Consider the following 19,834-nt stretch of genomic DNA (forward strand, 5'->3'; position numbering starts at 1 on the left):
CTACGCGGGCACGGTCCAGTCGACCGGCTCCGCCCCCTGCTCGACGAGCAGCGCGTTCGTCCGCGAGAACGGTCGCGAGCCGAAGAAGCCGCGGCTCGCGGACAGCGGCGAGGGGTGCGGCGACTGCACGGACGGCACGTCGCCGAGGAGCGGCGTGAGGTTCGCCGCGTCGCGCCCCCACAGGATGGCCACGAGCGGCCGGCCGCGCGCGGCGAGCGCGCGGATGGCCGTCTCCGTCACCTTCTCCCAGCCCCAGCCGCGGTGCGATGCCGGCTCGCGCGGCCGCACCGTGAGCACGCGGTTGAGGAGCATGACGCCCTGGTCGCTCCATGCCGAGAGGTCGCCATGCGGGGCCGGCGGGATGCCGAGGTCGCTCTCCAGCTCGCGGTAGATGTTCTGCAGGCTGCGCGGCACCGGCCGCACGTGGCGCTCGACCGCGAACGACAGGCCGATCGGATGGCCGGGCGTCGGGTACGGATCCTGCCCGACGATGAGCACGCGGACGTCGGCGATCGGCCGCTGGAACGCGCGCAGCACGTGGTCGCCGGCCGGGAGGTACGAGCGCCCCGCTGCCACCTCGGCGCGGAGCCGGTCGCCGAGCGCGGCGATGTCGCCCGCGACCGGGGCGAGCGCGTCGGCCCAGCCGCGGTCGATGAGCCCCGCCTCGGCGAGCTCGGGAAGGGAGTGCCCTGGCATCGCGCCGCTCACGCGCTCGGCGCCAGACCGAGGTCCTCCTGGCGCACCGTGCCGCGGGCGGACCAGGGGAAGTCGATCCAGAGGTCGGTGTCCTTCCAGGCGTAGTCGGGCTGGATGACCGTGGTCGGCTTGGTGAAGATCGTCACCGACCGCACGTCGGCCCCCTTGTCCGACAGCACCTGCACCGCGAGCGCGAGCGTGCGCCCGGAGTCGGCCACGTCATCGACGAGCAGCACGCGGCGCCCGCCGAGGTAGTCCATGTCGAGCGCGGGCGGGAGCACCTCGGGCGCATCCCGCACGGTGCCGATGCCGGTGTAGAACTCCACGTTGATCGCGCCGCAGTTCTTCGCGCCGAGCCCGTAGGCGATCGCCCCGGCCGGCAGCAGTCCGCCGCGGGCGATCGCGACGACGACCTCCGGCTCGAACCCGCTGTCGAGGATGGCCCGGGCGAGATCGCGCGTCGCGTCGCCGAACCCGTCCCAGGTGAGGACCTCGCGCTCCCCCGTCGACTCAGCCACGGCCATCCGCCTGACGCACGCGGAGCGGCCCGCGGTGCAGGAGATGCTGCGCGGACTGGGCGACCGGGCGCATCGTGATGAGGTCGAGGTTGACGTGCCCGGGCGCGGTGAGCGCGTAGGCGATGACGTCGGCGACGTCGTCGGCGGTGAGCGGGTCCTGCACGTCGGCGTAGACCGCAGCGGCGGCCTGAGCGTCGCCGAGGCGGGTGAGTGCGAACTCCTCCGTCTGCACGAGGCCCGGCGCGATCTCTGTGATGCGCAGCGGCTCGCCGTTCAGCTCGAGGCGCAGCGCGCCGACGATCATCGACTCCCCCGCCTTCGCGGCGTTGTAGCCGGACCCGCCGGGGTACGCGGCCTGCGCCGCCGTGGAGGTCACGAACAGCAGGTCGCCGTAGCCGCCCTCGTCGTCGACCGTGGCGCGCAGCTGCGGCAGCAGCGCTCGGACGACGCGCTGCGTCGCGAGCACGTTGACCTCGAACATCCAGGTCCAGTCGCCCGGGTCGCCGTCCTCGACGCGATCCGCGCCGCGGGCGCCCCCGGCGACGTGCGCGAGCGCGTGGAGGGGGCCGGTCGCGGCGAGGTGCGCGGCGAGCGCGTCGACGTCGGCCTGCTGCGTGAGGTCGGCGGCGAAGACCTCGGCGCCGGTCTCCGCGGCGAGCGCCTCCAGCCGGTCCGCGCGCCGGGCGACGCCGACGACCTCCCAGCCGCGGAATCGCAGCGCGCGCACCGTCGCCGCGCCGATCCCCGAACTCGCTCCCGTCACGACCGCACGTCTTCTCGCCATCCCCCCAGTATGCCGTCGGCGTCGCATGTGACGCCCTGTGTCCGCGCGCGTTGAGGGCGTGCGCGGGGTTCCGTACTGTCGCACTCGTGCCCGACGACGGGCACCCCCGAGCGATACCCGATCGACTTCGAGCAGGAGAGAGCCATGAGCGAGAACTGGCGTTTCGAGACCACCCAGATCCATGCCGGCGCGCAGCCCGACCCGGTGACCGGCGCCCGCGCGACGCCGATCTACAACACCACGTCGTACGTCTTCCGCGACGCCGACCACGCGAAGAACCTCTTCGCGTTGGCTGAGTTCGGCAACATCTACACGCGCCTGCAGAACCCCACCCAGGACGTCGTCGAGCAGCGCATCGCCGCGCTGGAAGGGGGCACCGGCGCCCTCCTCGTCGCGTCGGGCCAGGCCGCCGAGACGTTCGCCGTGCTCAACATCGCGCAGGCCGGCGACCACATCGTGTCGTCGAGCTCGATCTACGGCGGCACGTACAACCTCTTCAAGTACACGCTGGGCCGTCTCGGCATCGACGTGACCTTCGTCGAGAACCAGGACGACGCCGAGGAATGGCGCCGCGCCATCCGCCCCGAGACGAAGCTGCTCTTCGCCGAGACCATCGGCAACCCCGCGATCAACGTCCTCGACATCCGGACGGTCGCCGACATCGCGCACGAGGCCGGTGTGCCGCTCATCGTCGACAACACGATCGCGACGCCGTACCTCATCCGCCCGTTCGAGCACGGCGCCGACATCGTCGTGCACTCGGCGACGAAGTTCCTCGGCGGCCATGGCACGGTCCTCGGCGGCGCGATCGTCGACGGCGGCACCTTCAAGTGGTCGGAGAACGTCGAGAAGTTCCCCGGCCTCACCGAGCCCGACCCCTCGTACCACGGCGCGAGCTTCACCGCCGCTGTCGGCGACGAGCTGGCCTTCATCATCAAGGCGCGCGTGCAGCTGCTGCGCGACCTCGGCGCGGCGATCGCCCCGCAGAGCGCGTGGCAGCTCATCCAGGGCATCGAGACGCTGTCGCTGCGCATCGAGCGCCACGTGCAGAACGCGCAGGAGATCGCGGAGTGGCTCGAGAACCACCCCGACGTCGCGACGGTGAACTACGCGGGCCTCCCGACCTCGCCCTGGTACGCCCTCGCCAACCACTACGCCCCCAAGGGCGTCGGCGCCGTGCTGTCGTTCGAGCTGAAGGGCGGCGTGGACGCCGGCCGCACGTTCGTGAACTCGCTGGGTCTGTTCAGCCACCTCGCGAACATCGGCGACGTGCGCTCGCTGGTCATCCACCCCGCCTCGACCACGCACTCGCAGCTCACGCCCGAGCAGCAGCTCACGAGCGGCGTGACGCCGGGCCTCGTCCGCCTGTCGGTGGGCCTCGAGAACGTCGAGGACCTCAAGGCCGACCTCGACCAGGCGCTCGTCGCCGCGCGCGAGACGGCCGAAGCCGCCCGCGCCTGACGCGCGCACGACGGATGCCCCGGGTCTCGGCCCCGGGGCATCCGTCGTTCCGGGGCGCTTCTCCTCCCCGGGCGGCGCAGTGGGGGCGTAACAGTGGCCGGGAACGGCCGGCGGGCACGGGAGAATGGACGGATGGACTGGCAGATCTCCGAGGACACGGTGCCGTCGGCCCCCGTCACGGAAGCCGACGCACGCTCCATGGCCGGCCGCCCGCCCGCGACGGGCGCCTGGCGTGACGGCGACCCCGTCGGCGACCGCTCCTTCGCGGCGTTCGGCCTCATGCGCACGGAGGGCGGCGCGCTGCTGCCCGGCTTCCGCCTCGCGTACGAGTCCTGGGGCGAGCTCAACGCCGCACGCGACAACGCGGTGCTCATCCTCCACGCGCTGACCGGAGACAGCCACGTCCGCGGTCCGGCCGGCCCCGGCCATCCGACGGCCGGATGGTGGGACGCGCTCGTCGGGCCCGGCCTCGCCATCGACACCGACCGCTGGTTCGTGATCGCGCCGAACGTGCTGGGCGGATGCCAGGGGTCCACGGGGCCGGCGAGCATCCACCCCGACGGCGAGGCGTGGGGGTCGCGGTTCCCGTATCTGACCATCCGCGACCAGGTCGCCGCGCAGGTGCGGCTCGCTGATGCGCTCGGCATCGACCGCTGGGCGGCGGTCGTCGGCGGCTCGATGGGCGGCATGCACGCGCTGGAGTGGGCGGTCGGCACGCCCGAGCGCGTCGAGCGGCTGGCGATCCTGTCGTCGCCGCCGATCAACACCGCCGATCAGATCGCGCTGAACTCGGTGCAGCTCGAGGCCATCGAGATCGACCCGCGCTTCGCGGGCGGCGAGTACTACGACGCCGCTCCCGGCGAGGGCCCGCACCGCGGTCTCGCGCTGGCCCGGCGGATGGCCCTGCTCAACTACCGCAGTCCGACCGAGCTCAATCAGCGGTTCCAGCGGTCGTGGCAGTCCGGCGTGAGCCCGCTCGGACACGGCGGGCGCTTCGCGGTGGAGTCGTATCTCGACTTCCACGGCAACAAGTTCACGCGGCGCTTCGACGCGAACACGTACATCCGCCTGGTCGAGGCGATGGACTCGCACGACGTCGGCCGCGACCGCGGCGGCGTGGAGGAGGCGCTCGCCCGCGTGACGGCGACCACCCTCGTGCTCGGAATCGACAGCGACCGGCTGTTCCCCGTCGACGGACAGCACCGCATCGCGCGCAGCGTGCCGAACACGCTGGATGGCGCGGAGTCCGTCGTGCTGCACAGCGACTTCGGCCACGACGGCTTCCTCATCGAGACCGCGGCCGTCGCGCATCACCTGGGCCGGCTCTTCACGGCCTGAGCGGACGGCCCCTCCGCGAGACCTCACGCCCAGCGCGAGACCCCATGCGACAGTGGAGGTCTCGCGGCCGAGCTGAGGTCTCGCGGATCGGGTGCGCGTCAGTCGTCGCTGACGGAGACCTTCACGTCGATGTTGCCGCGCGTCGCGTTCGAGTACGGGCACACCTGGTGCGCGGCGTCGGCGAGCGACTGGGCCGTCTCGGCGTCGAGGTCGGGGATGACGACCTCGAGCTCCACGGCGAGCGCGAAGCCGCCCTCGCCGTTCGAGCCAATGCCGACGCGCGCGCCGACCGACGAGCCCTCGATCGCGACCTTCTTGCTGCGGGCGACGGCCTGCAGCGCGGAGTGGAAGCACGCGGCGTAGCCGGCGGCGAAGAGCTGCTCGGGGTTGGCGCCCTCGCCCGATCCGCCGAGCGCCTTGGGGCTCGCGAGATCGAAGGAGAGGGGGCTCTCGGCGACGGAGACCTGTCCGTCGCGGCCGGCGCCGGTGGCGAGTGCTTCTGTGGTGTAGATGGCTTCCATATTCCGAGGCTATGTCCGCGCGAGAGGCGGGCACCCGACGCGCGGCGGTTCACAGCCAGGACATAGGCGCCGCCCCGTCAGGCCCATTCGCCGGTCTCGAGGAACCGCTCCATCTGCGCGCGATGCGGGGCGATGTCGTGCCCCTGCGCGGCGACCCACGCGTCGTTGTGATACGTGTCGGCGTAGCGCGCGCCGCCGTCGCAGATGAGCGTGACGACGCTTCCCTGCTGACCGGCCGCGACCATCCGCGCGATGAGCTGGAAGGCGCCGACGAGGTTGGTCCCGGTCGAGCCGCCCGCCCAGTGCAGCGTGCGCTCGCGCAGCAGGCGGATGGCGGCGAACGACGCCGCATCTGGGATCGGCAGCACCTCGTCGATCACCCCCGGCACGAACGACGGCTCCACCCGGGGCCGGCCGATGCCCTCGATGCGGCTGGGGATGCCCGTGGCCACGTCCGAGCGACCGGTGCGCCAGGCCTCGTAGAACGCCGAGTTCTCCGGGTCGACGACCGCGACACGGGTGGGATGGCGCCGGTACCGCACGTAGCGCCCGAACGTCGCGCTCGTGCCGCCGGTGCCGGCGCCCACGACGATCCAGCTCGGCACCGGGAACCGCTCCGCCGAGAGCTGCTCGAACACGCTCTCGGCGATGTTGTTGTTGCCGCGCCAGTCCGTCGCGCGCTCGGCGTACGTGAACTGGTCGAGGTAGTGCCCGCCGGACTCCGCCGCGAGCCGCTCCGCCTCGGCGTACATCTCCCCCGGCACGTCGACGTAGTGGCACCGCCCGCCGTAGAACTCGATGAGCTCGATCTTCTCGGGGCTCGTCGCCCTCGGCACCACCGTCACGAAGTCGAGGCCGAGCATGCGCGCGAAGTACGCCTCCGACACGGCCGTCGAGCCGCTCGAGGCCTCGACGAGCGTCGTGCCCTCGACGATGCGCCCGTTGACGAGCCCGTACAGGATGAGCGACCGCGCGAGCCGATGCTTGAGCGACCCGGTTGGATGGACCGACTCGTCCTTCAAATACAGGTCGACACCCCACTCCAGGGGCAGCGGGAACACGTGCAGGTGCGTGTCGGCGCTGCGATTCGCGTCGGCCTCGAGCAGGCGGATGGCGTCGCGCACCCAGGTGCATCGGTCGACCGTCATGCTTCGACTGTATGGGAGCGGGATGCGGAGCACCGGGTCGGGCCAGGGCAGGGCCCGGGGCCGGGCCGGGACACAGCGCAGGAGATCCGGCCCCACTCCCGCTCCTAGCCCGCGGATTCCTGCGGTTGCCGGGTCGCCGGCCGCACGGATCTCCTGCGGTGTGTCCCGGGGCTGGCGCACAACACCGCCAGCGGGCCGCGAACGCGCGCGCGCCCGCCGCGCGTCAGTGGGTCGAGATGGGCGAGGTGCCCGTGTCCTCGGAGGAGAACTCGCGGGTGTCGAGGTCGCGGCAGGCGCGCTCGTCCGCGCGGCGCTCGGCCCCGAAGGCGAACAGCGCGATGCCCACGCCGACGAGCGACAGGGCGACGCCGACCCAGACCGGCGCGACATAGCCCCAGCCGGCCGCGATGACCGCACCGCCGAGCGCCGCGCCGAGGCTGTTGCCGATGTTCAGCGCGGAGTGGTTGAGGGCCGCGCCGATCGCCTGGTGGTCGCGGGCGACGTCGAGAAGGCGCAGCTGCACCGTCGGCGTCGCCGTCGACGACACGGTCGCGAAGACGAAGAGGCCGATGATGAGCGGCACGGTCGCATGGGCGAGCAGGGCGAGGATGGCCGAGCTCGCGGAGATCGCGGCGAGCCCCCACACGAGGGTGCGGCGAACGCTCTTGTCGGCCAGCACGCCGCCGAGCAGGTTGCCGATCGTCATGCCCAGTCCGATGGCGACGAGCGCGATCGGGACGACCCACTCATCCGCCCCGGCGACCTCGGTCACCAGCGTCGCGACGTAGCTGTACACGGCGAAGAAGGCGCCGAATCCGATCGCGCCGATCGCAACCGTGAGCCACACCTGCGGGATGCGGAAGATGCCGAGCTCGTGCCGCACGGTGCGGCTGGCGTCGCCCGACTGCGCGGGGACGAAGAACGCGATCATGAGCAGCGCGAGGAGGAAGACCCCCGCCACGATGACGTAGGCCGCGCGCCATCCGAGATGCTGACCGAGGAGCGTGCCGCCGGGCACGCCGACGACGTTCGCGATCATCAGGCCGCTCATGACGATGGAGATCGCACGGCCGCGCTTCTCGGGGCCGAACAGGTCCGCGGCGGCGACCGCGGCCATCCCGAAGTAGGCGCCGTGCGGCAGACCCGAGAGGAAGCGCGCGACCCCGACGAGCTCGAAGGTCGGCATGACGACCGTGAGCGCGTTGAAGAGCAGCAGCGCCAGCGCGAGCGCGATCAGCACGCGGTGCCGCGGGTAGCGAGACACGAAGGCGGCGATCGTCGGGGCGCCGACGACGACGCCCAGCGCGTAGAGGCTGATGAGGACGCCGGCCTGCGCGACCGCCCCCTCGGGGCTCGTCGCGTAGACGGAGGGCAGGAGGTCGCCGGCGATCTGCGGCAGCAGGCCCATCGAGACGAACTCGGTCGTGCCGATGCCGAAAGCGCCGATGGCGAGCGAGAGGAGCGCCCACATCGCCGCACCCCTCGACGTAGAGGTCGAGGTGGTCATCCGTCGATTCTACAGGTGACCATCAGAGGGGCTCCAGGCGGCCGCCGCCTTCCCCCAGCGGATGGCCGGGGCCGGCTACTGCGCGCCGCCCTCGGCCTTCGCGTCCCCCTCGGCGATCGCCTTCTCGAGCCGCTCGATCTTGCCGTCGATCTCACCGGAGTAGCCGGGGCGGATGTCGGCCTTCAGCACGAGCGACACCCGCGAGCCGAACGGCATGACGGCCTCGGTCGCGCGGCGGACGACGTCCATGACCTCATCCCAGGTCTCACCCTCGATCTCGGTGAACATCGAGGTGGTGCGGTGGGCGAGGCCGGATTCCCGCACGACGGTGACGGCCGCGGCGACCGCGTCGTGCACGGATCCGTCGGCGTCGCCGGTGCCGGAGGGCGCCACTGAGAAGGCCACGAGCATGAGGTTCCCCTTTCGAAGGATGGTCAGGTCGAGATGGTCGCGCGGGGTGCGCGGGCGCGCACGGGCACGCGCACCACGCGCGCCACGGCCCAGGCGAGGAGCGCGAAGAGCAGCACGTTGCGGAGGGACAGCACCGTCACCGCGACGGGCTCCGCGTCCATGACGCCGAGGTACATTAGCGGGTAGACGAGCTGGGTGAGGGCGGCGCACGCCAGGGCGAGGATGGCCGGACCGCATGCGCGACCCCGGTCGACGACGATCCACAGCACGAGTGGGGCGATGAGCCAGTCGTGGAACTGCGGCGAGCCCACCTTGTTGCAGACCATGAGGGCCGCCACGAGCGCGAGGCCGAGGGGCGGCACGAGCGCACGGAAGGCGGCGCCTCGACGCGCCTGCACGAGGCCGAGGGCGGCGATCCCGGCGACGACGACCGCGAGAACCGGGGTCATCGCGGCGATCACGACGTCGACGTTCGGCCCGGTGACCTGGAATGTGAGGATGTCCTGGTCGTAGAACACCCATGACCCCGGCATCCCCAGCGCAGCGCCCCAGAGGTAGAAGGTGCTGACCGGGGCCTCGAGCTGCAGCCCGCGCCCGGTCTGCATCGTCACGAAGCCGAGGAGGTGCCGCGCTCCCCCGCCGGCGACGACGAGCACCACGACGAGCGCGGTCGTGACGAGCGCGCCCGCGACGACCGCGAGGCGACGCCGCATCGCGAGCACCGCGGCCCCGACGAGCGCGGCCGGCCAGATCTTGATCCAGGCGCCGGCGGTGAGGAGCGCTCCGGCGAGCGCGGGGCGCCGGGCGAGAAGCAGCACCGCGATGATCGCGAGCGGCACCGTGATCGCGTCGATCCGGTACATCCCGACCGGCCCGAGGAGCACGGCGAACGCCAGCCAGAACCAGGCCGCGGTGCGGCGCCCGCGCGAGCGCCCGCGGCCGAGGAGCATCCAGAACGCGACGGCGTCGCACAGCGTGACGAGCAGCGCCCAGGCGAGGTCGTACCCGCCGATCCAGGTGAGCGCGTGCGCGACGACCATGGGCGCGAGCGCGAGCTGCGGGTACACCCACGGCTCGGTCACCCCGACGATGCCGCCTCCGGCGAGCGCGCGCGTCGACCAGGGCTCGTAGACGAGGTGCACGTCGCCCATCGGCTGGTTCGGCATCCACCAGCCGGCCGCGGCGACCCAGACGTGCACGATCGCGAACGCGATCCACAGCAGCATCCGCCTCGGCACGCGCCCATCCTACGGAAGGCGCGCTCGCGCCATCCGCTCAGGTGCCGGTCGCGGCGGCGAATGCCTGCGGCAGCGCCTCGGCGACGTCGAGGGCGGTGATCGGATGGCCGGAGCCGGCGGCGAGGCGGCCGGCGGTTCCGTGGAGCCAGGCGGCGGTCGCCGCGACGGGTCCGAGCTCCTCGACGTCGATCTCGCGCCCGTCGACGCGGGCTGCGGCCGCGACGCCCGCGAGGACGGCGCCGGCGGCGCCCGCGAGCACGTCGCCGGTGCCGGCTGCCGCGAGCCACGGCGTGCCGGAGCGCACGGCGGTCCACCAGCCGCCGGGCGTCGCGACGATCGTCGTCGCGCCCTTCAGCAGCACGACGCCGCCGAGCGCGACGGCGGTCTCGCGCACGACGAGCACGCGCTCGCGGAAGTCGCCGCTCAGACGCGGCGCGAGCGGGTCCTCGTCGACGTCGTCGATGCCGAAGCCGAGCGGGATGCGCACCTCGCGCAGCTCGCCCTCGTGCGGGGTGACGATGAGCGGCACCGAGGCCTCGGCGGCGAGATCGAGGGCGCCGGCGTCCACGACTGCGGGCGTCGAGCCGTCGCGGAGCGTCTTGCGCATGCGCGTGGAGTCGTCCTCGCTGCGGGTGCGGGCGTCGATGCCCGAGCCCAGCACCCAGGCGTCCGCGCGCCCCGCGCCGAGCACGGTCTCGGGGCGTCGCTGCAGCACCAGTCCCGCGATCGCGTCCGGGCCATCCCACCGCACCATGCCGACGCCGGTGCGCCACGCGCCCTCGGTCGAGAGCACCGACGCCCCCGGATATTCGAGGGATCCCGTCCGCAGCGCCACGACGCCGCGGGAATACTTGTGATCGGCGGCTGTTGGCACTCGGAGGACGCCCGCGGCGTCCTCGGCGGTCCATTCAGCGGAGTGCCATGCGTGTCCTCCCGGCATGCCGCCACCCTACTCGCGCAACGCCTGACGCCGGTGAAACGGCGTATCGGAGACGGAGAACTCTTGAGCCAGCTGTTCAGCACCCTGACCATCCGCGAGACGACGTTCCGCAACCGCCTGTGGGTGTCGCCCATGTGCATGTACAGCGCGGAGGACGGGGTCGTGAACGACTGGCACCACGTGCACCTCGCGCAGTTCGCCTCGGGCGGCGCCGGGCTCGTGATGAGCGAGGCGTCCGCCGTGTCTCCCGAGGGCCGCATCACGCCGGAGGACGCCGGCATCTGGAACGACGAGCAGCGCGACGCGTGGGCCGGCGTCATCGCCTCGGTGCACGCGCGCGGCGCGCTCGTCGGGGTGCAGCTCGCGCACGCCGGACGCAAGGCGTCGACGTGGCGCCCGTTCGCCAACCAGGACGGCAGCGTGCCGCTCGACCAGGGCGGGTGGCAGACGGTCGCGCCGTCGGCGATCGCGTTCGATGGCTACGCCGCGCCGCAGGAGCTCGACGAGGACGGCATCGCCAAGGTCGTCGCGGACTTCCGCGCCGCCGCACGCCGTGCCGTCGACGCGGGCTTCGACGTGATCGAGGTGCATGCCGCGCACGGGTACCTGCTGCATGAGTTCCTCTCCCCGCTCTCGAACGAGCGGGCGGATGGCTGGGGCGGGTCGCTCGAGAACCGCGCGCGTCTCGTGCTGGACGTCGTCCGCGCGGTGCGCGCCGAGGTCGGCGAGGCGCTGCCGGTGTTCGTGCGCTTCTCCGGCACGGACTCCGCGCCCGGCGGCCTCGAGATCGACGACGTGGCGACCGTCGCGCAGTGGGCGCTCGAGGCGGGCGCCGACCTCTTCGACGTGTCGTCGAGCGGACTCGTCCGGCACCAGCGCATCGAGGTGGGCCCGGGCTACCAGGTGCCGCTCGCCGCGCGCGTGCGCGAGGTGACGGGCGCGCCGACGGCCGCGGTCGGGATCATCGACACGGGCGAGGAGGCCGAGGCGGTGCTCGCCGAGGGCAGCGCCGACGCCGTGTTCGCGGGACGCGAGTTCCTCCGCGACCCGCACTTCGCCCTGCGCGCCGCGTCGGAGCTGGGCGAGGCGCCCGAGGGGCTGTGGCCGCCGCAGTACCTGCGCGCGCACCGGGAGTGGTCGAAGCTCCGTCGCTGAGGCCCGCGCGGGCGGCTCCCCGCGCCAGACGATGTCGTCTCATCCGCGCGACACGGAATCCCGCGGTTTTCCGTGTCGCGTCGGTGAGACGACATCGTCTGGTGACCCGGAGCCGAACCACCCCGCTCGCGCACCCGCCCACGCATCCGATCCACCCGCCACCCCGTCCCCCACTCCCCGCACGCGCTCGAAGCGGCGTGCCGTATCATGAGGCGCACAATGGACGACCCTCCGAGTTACAGACGATCGCCCCACTGCCCGCACCCCGAGCCCCTCGGAGGTGAGAAGTGATCGATTACGTCTTCCTGGGCGTGGGGCTCATCCTGACCGTCGGAACCGGATTGTTCGTCGCGAGCGAGTTCTCGCTCGTGAACCTCGACCGCGCCGACCTCGAGGCCCGCCAGGCGCGCGGCGAGTCGCGACTCGCGCTCACCATCCGCGCGCTGCGCCACACCTCCACGCATCTCTCGAGCGCGCAGCTCGGCATCACGTTGACGACGCTGCTCACCGGCTACACCCTCGAGCCGGCGTTCTCGCACCTCCTCGCCCCGGTGCTGCTCAGCACCGGCCTCGCCGAGGCCGCCGTCGCGCCCATCGCGACGGTCGTCGCCATGGCGGTCGCGACGGTCCTGTCGATGATCCTCGGCGAGCTCGTGCCCAAGAACTTCGCCCTCGCGCTGCCGCTCGGCACAGCGAAGCTCGTCGCGCCGTTCCAGATCGGGTTCACGGCGGTGTTCCGCCCGATCGTCACCCTCCTCAACGGCAGCGCCAACGCCGTGCTGCGCGCGATGGGCATCGAGCCGAAGGAGGAGCTCTCGGGCGCCCGCTCGGCCGATGAGCTCTCCAGCCTCGTGCGGCGCTCGGCCCTCGCCGGCGTCCTCGAGGAGGACACCGCGTCGCTCCTCGACCGCAGCCTCACCTTCGCGCGCCTGAGCGCGGGCGACGTGATGACGCCGCGGCCGCGCGTGCACGCGATCGGCGCGGGCGACTCGGCAGACGACATCATCCAGCTCGCGCGGCAGACCGGGCACAGCCGCTTCCCCGTCTACGACGAGTCCATGGACGACATCGTCGGCATCGTGCACCTCAAGGCCGCCGTCAGCGTGCCGCGCGACCGACGACCCGACGTGCCGGCCGCCGCGCTCTCGAACGAGCCGCTGCGCGTGCCCGAGACGGTGCACCTCGACGCCCTCATCGCGGAGCTCCGCGCGGGCGGGTACCAGATGGCGATCGTCGTCGACGAGTACGGCGGAACCGCCGGCGTCGTCACACTCGAGGACCTCGTCGAGGAGATCGTCGGCGAGGTCTCGGACGAGCACGACCGGCGCCTCGCCGGCGTCGTGCGCCATCGCGACTCCGTGACCTTCCCCGGCCAGCTGCGCCCGGACGAGCTGCGCGACCGCGCCGCCGTCGAGGTGCCCGAGGACGACGCCTACGACACGATCGGCGGATACATCATGAGCGTGCTCGAGCGCGTGCCCGTGCTCGGCGACACCGTGCGCGTCGACGACGGCACGCTGACGGTCGAGCGGATGGACGGACGTCGCGTCGACCGCGTCCGCTTCACCCCCGACCCGCTGCCCGAGGGCGCCGACGACGAGGAGGCCCGCTCGTGAGCGACTGGGCAGGCCTGGCATGGCTCGTCGTGCTGCTGCTGGCGAACGCCTTCTTCGTCGGCGCGGAGTTCGCCGTCATCTCGGCGCGACGCTCGCAGATCGAGCCGCTCGCCGAAAAGGGCCAGCGTTCGGCGAAGACCGCGCTGTACGCCATGGAGCACGCGACGCTCATGCTCGCGACCTCGCAGCTGGGCATCACGATCTGCTCGCTGCTGATCCTGAACGTCTCGGAGCCGGCGCTGCACCACCTCGTCGCCGAGCCGCTGGGTCTCACCGGGATGGCCGAGGGTCTCGTCGACGCGATCGCGTTCGCCATCGCGCTCGTCTTCGTCTCCTACCTGCACGTCGTCTTCGGCGAGATGGTCGCGAAGAACATCGCCTTCTCGGTGCCCGACCGCGCGGTGCTCCTCCTCGCCCCGCCGCTGGTGTGGGTGTCGAAGGTGTTCCACCCCGTCATCTGGCTGCTGAACTGGCTCGCGAACGCCGTGCTCCGGCTGTTCCGCGTCGAGCCGAAGAACGAGGCCGCCTCGACCTTCACGCTCGACGAGGTCGCGACGATCGTCGCCCAGTCGCGCCGCGAGGGTGTGCTCGACGACGCCGCGGGAACGGTCGCCGCGGCGGTGGAGTTCACCGACAAGAAGACGAAGGATGTCGCGGTGCCGCTCTCGCGCATCGTGACGCTCCCTGAGACGGTCACGCCCGACGAGGTCGAGCGCGCGGTCGCGAAGCACGGCTACTCGCGCTACGTGATCGTGGACGACGCCGGCGAGCCCGTCGGGTACGTCCACCTCAAGGACATCCTGCGCGCGGCGGGCGGTGACAGCGCCGACGAGAAGGCGACCCAGCCCATCCCGGCGAAGCGCATCCACGCGATGGTGCCGATCCAGGAGTCGACCGACCTCGAGGACGCGCTCGCCATCATGCGGCGGGCTGGCCGGCACCTCGCCCGCGTGCGCGATGCGAGCGGCGCGACCACGGCCGTCCTCTTCCTCGAGGACATCATCGAGGAGCTCGTCGGCGAGGTGCACGACGCCACCGAGCGCTCGCGCCGCCGCTGACTCGCGCCGCCGCTGACCGGCGTCGACACGCCCCGCCGCGACCCGAAGGCCCTCACCGTCACCAGCTGACGGGGAGGGCCTTCCCCTCTTCGTAGCCGGCGGTGGACTGCAGCCCCACGTGCGCGCGCTCGTGGAACTCCGGCACGCTCGCCGCGCCGGCGTACGTGAACGACGAGCGGACGCCCGACGTGATCATGTCGACGAGGTCCTCCACGCCTGCGCGCTCCGGGTCGAGGTAGATGCGCGACGACGAGATCCCCTCGGCGAAGAGCTCCTTGCGGGCGCGCTCGTACGGGTCGAGGCGCCCGAAGCGCTCCTGCACGGCCTTGGCCGACGCCATCCCCCACGATTCCTTGAAGAGGCGGCCGTTCTCGTCCGTCTCCAGCCGCCCCGGCGCCTCGACGGTGCCGGCGAACCACGAGCCGATCATCACGCTGGCGGCGCCGGCGGCGAGCGCGAGCGCGACGTCGCGCGGGTACCGCACCCCGCCGTCAGCCCACACGTGCGCGCCGAGCTCGCGCGCGGCGGCGGCGGTCTCCAGCACGGTCGAGAACTGCGGGCGCCCGACGGCGGTCATCATGCGCGTCGTGCACATCGCCCCCGGGCCGACGCCCACCTTGAGGATGTTCGCGCCCGCCTCCACGAGATCGCGCACGCCCTCGGCGGTGACGATGTTGCCCGCGACGATGGGGACGCCGAGGTCGAGGCCGGCGACGATGCGGAGCGCGTCGAGCATCGACTCCTGGTGGCCGTGCGCGGTGTCGACGACGAGCACGTCGACGCCGGCGGCGGCGAGGGCGCGCGCCTTCGCCGCGACGTCGCCGTTGATGCCGATCGCCGCGGCGACCGCGAGCCGCCCGGAGGCGTCGACCGCCGGCCGGTACAGCGTCGAGCGCAGCGTGCCGCGCCGGGTCGCGGTGCCGACGAGGCGCCCCTTGCTCACCACGGTCATCATGTCGACGTCGGCCTCGACGAGGAGGTCGAACGCGTGCCGCGCGTCGGTGACGTCGTCGGCGTCGATCGACGGGACGGGGCCGCGCACGAGGTCGCCGAGCTCTGCGTCGGGCAGCGCGGTCGCGAGCCGGGTGGCGGGCAGCACGCCGCGGATGTCGGAGACGTGCGGCATCGTGCCGTCCGGCTCGGGCTCGCGCCCGACGACGATGCCGTGCCCGGCGATCGCGGGCAGCAGCCGCCGCGCGCCCTCGACGGAGGTCTGCGGCGAGAGGACGAGCGGCGTCTCCCAGTGCACGGGCTGGCGCTTCACCCAGCGGATGGCCTCGTCCAGCATCTGCAGGGGCGTGTCCTGCGGGAGCACGCCGAGTCCGCCGCGACGCGCCAGGGCGGCGGCGAGCCGGGGGCCGGTCACCGAGTTCATGTTGCTCGAGACGAGCGGGATGGTCGCAGGGGTGCCGTCGCCGGGGGCGAGATCGACCTGCAGTCGGCTCGTGATGCCCGACCGCCGCGGGGCGAGGAACACGTCGGAGTAGGTGAGGTCGACCGTGGGTGGCTCGCCGATGAATTCCATGCCGCCCACGCTAGCGCCGCCGCCGGACATCCGGCCCTCTCCGGCGCGTCAGCTGGGCGCGGCCCGGGCTCGGCGTGCGGCGAGTGGTCTAGGCTGGATGTCTGAACGTACGCGCATCGTCCCGGCGCGGAGCGACCTTTTGGAAGGTCCGGTTCGGGGGGATTCTGCCGCATTGGAGCGCGTGCCATCCATTCAGGGACGAAAGTGGGCGATCCTGCCGTGTCAAGCCATCTGACGGGCGTCGGTACATCGAGCGAGGGCGAGTTCGGGGCCAACGAGTGGCTCGTCGAAGAGCTCTATGAGCAGTTCAAGGTCGACCGCAACGCGGTCGACAAGGAGTGGTGGCCGATCCTGGAGGCCTACGGCGCCGCCGGCTCCCAGCCGAAGCCGCTCGCGACCGCCAACGACGGCCCCGCGCACCCGCCGACCGCTCCCATCCCCGTGATCGGCCAGCAGCCCGTCGCGCGCACGACGGCGCGCCCCGCCGCCCCGGCGCCGATCCCCGCCGACCAGCCGGTGTCGAAGCCGTCCGCCGAGGCGCAGGCAGAGGCCGAGTCCGACAAGGTCACCGCCCTCAAGGGCATGACCAAGACGCTCGCGAAGAACATGGACGAGTCGCTGACCGTCCCGACGGCGACCAGCGTGCGGACCATCCCCGCGAAGCTGATGATCGACAACCGCATCGTCATCAACAACCACATGGCGCGCGCCCGCGGCGGCAAGGTCAGCTTCACGCACCTCATCGGCTGGGCGCTCATCCGCGCACTCAAGGAGTTCCCGAGCCAGAACGTCTTCTACGCCGAGATCGACGGCAAGCCCTCCGTCGTCGCCCCGGCGCACATCAACCTCGGCATCGCCATCGACCTGCCCCGGCCCGACGGCTCGCGCGCGCTCATGGTGCCGAGCATCAAGAAGGCCGACACGCTGACCTTCAACGAGTACCTCTCCGCCTACGAGGACCTCGTCAAGCGCGCCCGCGCGAACAAGCTCACCGGCGCCGACTTCGCCGGCACGACGATCTCGCTGACGAACCCCGGCGGCATCGGCACGGTCCACTCCGTGCCGCGCCTCATGAAGGGGCAGGGCGCCATCATCGGCGCCGGCGCCCTCGAGTACCCGGCCGAGTTCCAGGGCGCGAGCGCGCGGACCCTCAACGAGCTCGCGATCGGCAAGACGATCACGCTCACGAGCACCTACGACCACCGGGTCATCCAGGGTGCGGGCTCGGGCGAGTTCCTCAAGAAGGTGCACGAGCTGCTGCTCGGGCAGCGCGACTTCTACGAGGAGATCTTCGCGGCGCTGCGCATCCCCTACGCGCCCATCCGCTGGAACTCCGACGTCGCGGTCGACCTCTCCGAGCGGATCGACAAGACCGCTCGCGTGCAGGAGATCATCAACTCGTACCGCGTGCGCGGCCACCTCATGGCCGACGTCGACCCGCTCGAGTACGTCCAGCGCGAGCACCACGACCTCGAGATCGAGTCGCACGGCCTCTCCTTCTGGGACCTCGACCGCGAGTTCGTCACCAACGGCTTCGGCGGTCGCCGCCAGATGAAGCTGCGCGACATCCTCGGCGTGCTCCGCGACTCTTACTGCCGCACGACCGGCGTCGAGTACATGCACATCGCCGACTACGAGCAGCGCGAGTGGTTCCAGCGCAAGCTCGAGGTGCCCTACGTCAAGCCGGCCCACGACGAGCAGCTGCGGATCCTGCGCAAGCTCAACGAGGCGGAGGCGTTCGAGACGTTCCTGCAGACGAAGTACGTCGGCCAGAAGCGCTTCTCGCTCGAGGGCGGCGAGTCGCTCATCCCGCTGCTCGACCGCATCCTGCAGGGCGCAGCCGACGCGGGCCTCGAGGGCGCCGCGATCGGCATGCCGCACCGCGGTCGCCTGAACGTGCTCACCAACATCGCCGGCAAGGCGTACGGCGAGGTGTTCCAGGAGTTCGAGGGCGCACTGCCGGGCAACAAGCGCGGCTCGGGCGACGTGAAGTACCACCTCGGCACCCAGGGCACGTTCACCTCGGATGGCGGCTCCAGCCTCGAGGTGCTGCTCGCGGCCAACCCGTCGCACCTCGAGACCGTCGACGGCGTGCTCGAGGGCATCGCCCGCGCCAAGCAGGACCGCGGCCCGATCGCGTCGTTCGCCTGGCTGCCGATCCTCGTCCACGGCGACGCGGCCTTCGCCGGCCAGGGCGTCGTCTTCGAGACGCTGCAGATGTCGCAGCTGCGCGGCTACCGCACCGGCGGCACGGTGCACATCGTCGTCAACAACCAGGTGGGCTTCACGACCCTCCCGCAGGACTCGCGCACCTCGTACTACGCGAGCGACGTGGCCAAGTCCATCCAGGCTCCCGTGCTGCACGTGAACGGCGACGACCCGGAGGCCGTGGTCCGCGCGGCCGAGTTCGCATTCGAGTACCGCGAGCGCTTCCACCGCGACATCGTCATCGACCTCATCTGCTACCGCCGACGCGGTCACAACGAGGGCGACGACCCGTCGATGACGCAGCCGCTCATGACCGACCTCATCGGCGCCAAGCGCTCCGTCCGCCGGCTGTACACCGAGGCCCTCGTCGGCCGCGGCGACATCACCGAGGAGGAGTACGAGCAGGCGAAGGCCGACTTCCAGAACCGGCTCGAGGTCGCGTTCGCGGAGACGCACGCGGCGGAGACCGGCGCGAACCCCGTGATCACGCCCGACGCGGTGGCGGAGCCGGTCGTCGGCGAGCCCGATGTCACGGGCGTGCCGGCCGAGGTCATCCACCAGATCGGCGACGCGCACGCGAACAAGCCCGAGGGCTTCTCCGTGCACCAGAAGCTGCAGCAGCTGCTCGACAAGCGCGTGCAGATGAGCCGCGAGGGCAAGGTCGACTGGGCGTTCGGCGAGCTGCTCGCGTTCGGCTCGCTCCTCCTCGAGGGCACCAACGTGCGCCTGGCGGGTCAGGACTCGCGTCGCGGCACGTTCGTGCAGCGGCACGCGGCCTTCCACGACCGCGTGAACGGCCAGGAGTGGCTGCCGCTGGTGAACCTGTCGGAGAACCAGGGGCGCTTCTGGGTGTACGACTCGCTGCTCAGCGAGTACGCCGCCCTCGCGTACGAGTACGGCTACTCGGTGGAGGCCGAGGAGGCGCTCACCCTCTGGGAGGCGCAGTTCGGCGACTTCGTGAACGGCGCGCAGTCCGTCATCGACGAGTACATCTCGGCGGCCGACCAGAAGTGGGGCCAGGAGTCGGGCGTCGTGCTCCTCCTCCCCCACGGCTACGAGGGTCAGGGCCCCGACCACTCGTCGGCGCGCATCGAGCGGTTCCTGCAGCTGTGCGCGCAGGACAACATGACCGTCGCGCGCCCGTCGACGCCCGCGTCGTACTTCCACCTGCTGCGCCGCCAGGCATACGCGCGCCCGCGGCGTCCGCTGGTGGTCTTCACGCCGAAGGCCATGCTGCGTCTGCGCGGTGCGACGAGCGACATCGCGGAGTTCACGCAGGGCCGCTTCGAGCCGGTCATCGGCGACGACCGAGGCATCGACAAGGCGGGCGTGAAGAAGGTGCTCCTCCACTCCGGCAAGATCCACTGGGATCTGCGCGGCGAGCTGGAGAAGAGCCCGAACCCCGCCATCGCGCTCGTGCGCGTCGAGCAGTTCTACCCCGCCCCCGTCGAGGCCCTGCAGGCGGTCCTCGCGGAGTACCCGAACGCGGAGGTCGTCTGGGTGCAGGACGAGCCCGAGAACCAGGGCGCGTGGCCGTTCATCTCGCTCGAGATCGCCGGCCGCCTCGGCCGGTCGATCTCGGTCGTGTCGCGTCCGGCGGCGGCCGCGCCGTCGACCGGCTCGTCGAAGGTGCACGCCGTCGAGCAGGCCGACCTGCTCTCCCGCGCCCTCTCCTGAGCGCACCCGCGCGAAAGCGGCCGGTCATCCTCG

General features: G+C 72.1%; 16 protein-coding genes. 6 read left to right on the plus strand and 10 right to left on the minus strand.

Annotated elements, in window-relative coordinates; genetic code table 11:
- Genes D7D94_RS06835 through D7D94_RS06845 form a run of 3 tightly spaced genes read right to left on the minus strand, consistent with a single transcriptional unit; the run spans position 1 to position 1,998 of the window.
- Complete coding sequence (locus tag D7D94_RS06835) at positions 1-696, minus strand: uracil-DNA glycosylase (RefSeq protein ID WP_156241905.1); 696 nt, start codon at positions 694-696, stop codon at positions 1-3.
- Positions 697-704: 8 nt separating this feature from the next.
- A complete protein-coding gene (locus D7D94_RS06840; protein WP_246171896.1) occupies positions 705-1,214 on the minus strand; it encodes a phosphoribosyltransferase in 510 nt (169 codons plus the stop codon).
- Entirely contained in the window at positions 1,207-1,998 is a 792-nt protein-coding gene (locus tag D7D94_RS06845) for an SDR family oxidoreductase (RefSeq protein WP_156241907.1), read from the minus strand. The genes D7D94_RS06840 and D7D94_RS06845 overlap by 8 nt, the downstream gene beginning before the upstream one ends.
- Positions 1,999-2,142: 144 nt before the next feature.
- On the opposite strand from D7D94_RS06845, the gene D7D94_RS06850 reads away from it, so the two are divergent.
- Positions 2,143-3,459, plus strand: a complete 1,317-nt coding sequence (locus D7D94_RS06850) for a bifunctional o-acetylhomoserine/o-acetylserine sulfhydrylase (RefSeq protein WP_156241908.1) — start codon at positions 2,143-2,145, stop codon at positions 3,457-3,459.
- A 132-nt stretch (positions 3,460-3,591) separates the two neighbouring features.
- A complete protein-coding gene (gene metX, locus D7D94_RS06855; RefSeq protein ID WP_156241909.1) occupies positions 3,592-4,797 on the plus strand; it encodes a homoserine O-acetyltransferase MetX in 1,206 nt (401 codons plus the stop codon).
- A 98-nt stretch (positions 4,798-4,895) separates the two neighbouring features.
- Here the strand turns inward: metX and D7D94_RS06860 are convergent, their stop codons facing one another.
- The 6 genes from D7D94_RS06860 to D7D94_RS06885 form a co-directional block, all read right to left on the minus strand.
- Positions 4,896-5,318 carry an organic hydroperoxide resistance protein gene (locus D7D94_RS06860; RefSeq protein ID WP_156241910.1) on the minus strand — a complete coding sequence of 141 codons (423 nt, stop codon included), beginning with the start codon at positions 5,316-5,318 and terminating at the stop codon, positions 4,896-4,898.
- Between the two features lie 77 nt (positions 5,319-5,395).
- Positions 5,396-6,466 (minus strand): L-cysteine desulfhydrase Cds1, encoded by a 1,071-nt coding sequence (gene cds1 / locus D7D94_RS06865; protein ID WP_156241911.1) that lies wholly within the window; start codon positions 6,464-6,466, stop codon positions 5,396-5,398.
- Positions 6,467-6,689: 223 nt separating this feature from the next.
- The gene (locus D7D94_RS06870) at positions 6,690-7,973 is read right to left on the minus strand and encodes an MFS transporter (protein WP_156241912.1); all 1,284 of its coding nucleotides are present in this window, start codon (positions 7,971-7,973) and stop codon (positions 6,690-6,692) included.
- A gap of 75 nt (positions 7,974-8,048) precedes the next feature.
- Positions 8,049-8,384, minus strand: a complete 336-nt coding sequence (locus D7D94_RS06875; RefSeq protein WP_156241913.1) for a thiamine-binding protein — start codon at positions 8,382-8,384, stop codon at positions 8,049-8,051.
- A gap of 23 nt (positions 8,385-8,407) precedes the next feature.
- On the minus strand, positions 8,408-9,622 hold the full coding sequence (locus D7D94_RS06880) for a glycosyltransferase 87 family protein (RefSeq protein ID WP_156241914.1): 1,215 nt from the start codon (positions 9,620-9,622) through the stop codon (positions 8,408-8,410).
- Between the two features lie 37 nt (positions 9,623-9,659).
- On the minus strand, positions 9,660-10,562 hold the full coding sequence (locus D7D94_RS06885) for an ADP-dependent NAD(P)H-hydrate dehydratase (protein ID WP_156241915.1): 903 nt from the start codon (positions 10,560-10,562) through the stop codon (positions 9,660-9,662).
- A 63-nt stretch (positions 10,563-10,625) separates the two neighbouring features.
- On the opposite strand from D7D94_RS06885, the gene D7D94_RS06890 reads away from it, so the two are divergent.
- From D7D94_RS06890 to D7D94_RS06900, 3 genes are all read left to right on the plus strand, one after another.
- Positions 10,626-11,717 (plus strand): NADH:flavin oxidoreductase/NADH oxidase, encoded by a 1,092-nt coding sequence (locus D7D94_RS06890; protein ID WP_156241916.1) that lies wholly within the window; start codon positions 10,626-10,628, stop codon positions 11,715-11,717.
- Positions 11,718-12,007: 290 nt separating this feature from the next.
- On the plus strand, positions 12,008-13,333 hold the full coding sequence (locus tag D7D94_RS06895) for a hemolysin family protein (RefSeq protein ID WP_156243360.1): 1,326 nt from the start codon (positions 12,008-12,010) through the stop codon (positions 13,331-13,333).
- Positions 13,330-14,391: a hemolysin family protein gene (locus D7D94_RS06900; protein WP_156241917.1), complete on the plus strand. Its 1,062-nt coding sequence runs from the start codon at positions 13,330-13,332 to the stop codon at positions 14,389-14,391. Before D7D94_RS06895 ends, D7D94_RS06900 begins: the two co-directional genes overlap by 4 nt.
- A 58-nt stretch (positions 14,392-14,449) precedes the next feature.
- On the opposite strand, the gene guaB1 is transcribed toward D7D94_RS06900, so the two are convergent.
- A complete protein-coding gene (gene guaB1 / locus D7D94_RS06905; RefSeq protein WP_156241918.1) occupies positions 14,450-15,916 on the minus strand; it encodes a GMP reductase in 1,467 nt (488 codons plus the stop codon).
- 219 nt (positions 15,917-16,135) lie between these two features.
- On the opposite strand from guaB1, the gene D7D94_RS06910 reads away from it, so the two are divergent.
- Positions 16,136-19,801 (plus strand): multifunctional oxoglutarate decarboxylase/oxoglutarate dehydrogenase thiamine pyrophosphate-binding subunit/dihydrolipoyllysine-residue succinyltransferase subunit, encoded by a 3,666-nt coding sequence (locus tag D7D94_RS06910; protein ID WP_156241919.1) that lies wholly within the window; start codon positions 16,136-16,138, stop codon positions 19,799-19,801.
- The last annotated feature ends 33 nt before the right edge of the window (positions 19,802-19,834 follow it).

The sequence above is a fragment of the Microbacterium oryzae genome (assembly GCF_009735645.1).
GTDB lineage: Bacteria > Actinomycetota > Actinomycetes > Actinomycetales > Microbacteriaceae > Microbacterium > Microbacterium oryzae.

Coding starts and splice junctions, on each gene's coding strand:
- D7D94_RS06845 (WP_156241907.1), bottom strand. CDS start 1,998: ATGGCGAGAAGACGTGCGGTCGTGACGGGAGCGAGTTCGGGGATCGGC.
- guaB1 (WP_156241918.1), bottom strand. CDS start 15,916: ATGGAATTCATCGGCGAGCCACCCACGGTCGACCTCACCTACTCCGAC.
- metX (WP_156241909.1), top strand. CDS start 3,592: ATGGACTGGCAGATCTCCGAGGACACGGTGCCGTCGGCCCCCGTCACG.
- D7D94_RS06860 (WP_156241910.1), bottom strand. CDS start 5,318: ATGGAAGCCATCTACACCACAGAAGCACTCGCCACCGGCGCCGGCCGC.
- D7D94_RS06875 (WP_156241913.1), bottom strand. CDS start 8,384: ATGCTCGTGGCCTTCTCAGTGGCGCCCTCCGGCACCGGCGACGCCGAC.
- cds1 (WP_156241911.1), bottom strand. CDS start 6,466: ATGACGGTCGACCGATGCACCTGGGTGCGCGACGCCATCCGCCTGCTC.
- D7D94_RS06885 (WP_156241915.1), bottom strand. CDS start 10,562: ATGCCGGGAGGACACGCATGGCACTCCGCTGAATGGACCGCCGAGGAC.
- D7D94_RS06850 (WP_156241908.1), top strand. CDS start 2,143: ATGAGCGAGAACTGGCGTTTCGAGACCACCCAGATCCATGCCGGCGCG.
- D7D94_RS06870 (WP_156241912.1), bottom strand. CDS start 7,973: ATGACCACCTCGACCTCTACGTCGAGGGGTGCGGCGATGTGGGCGCTC.
- D7D94_RS06835 (WP_156241905.1), bottom strand. CDS start 696: ATGCCAGGGCACTCCCTTCCCGAGCTCGCCGAGGCGGGGCTCATCGAC.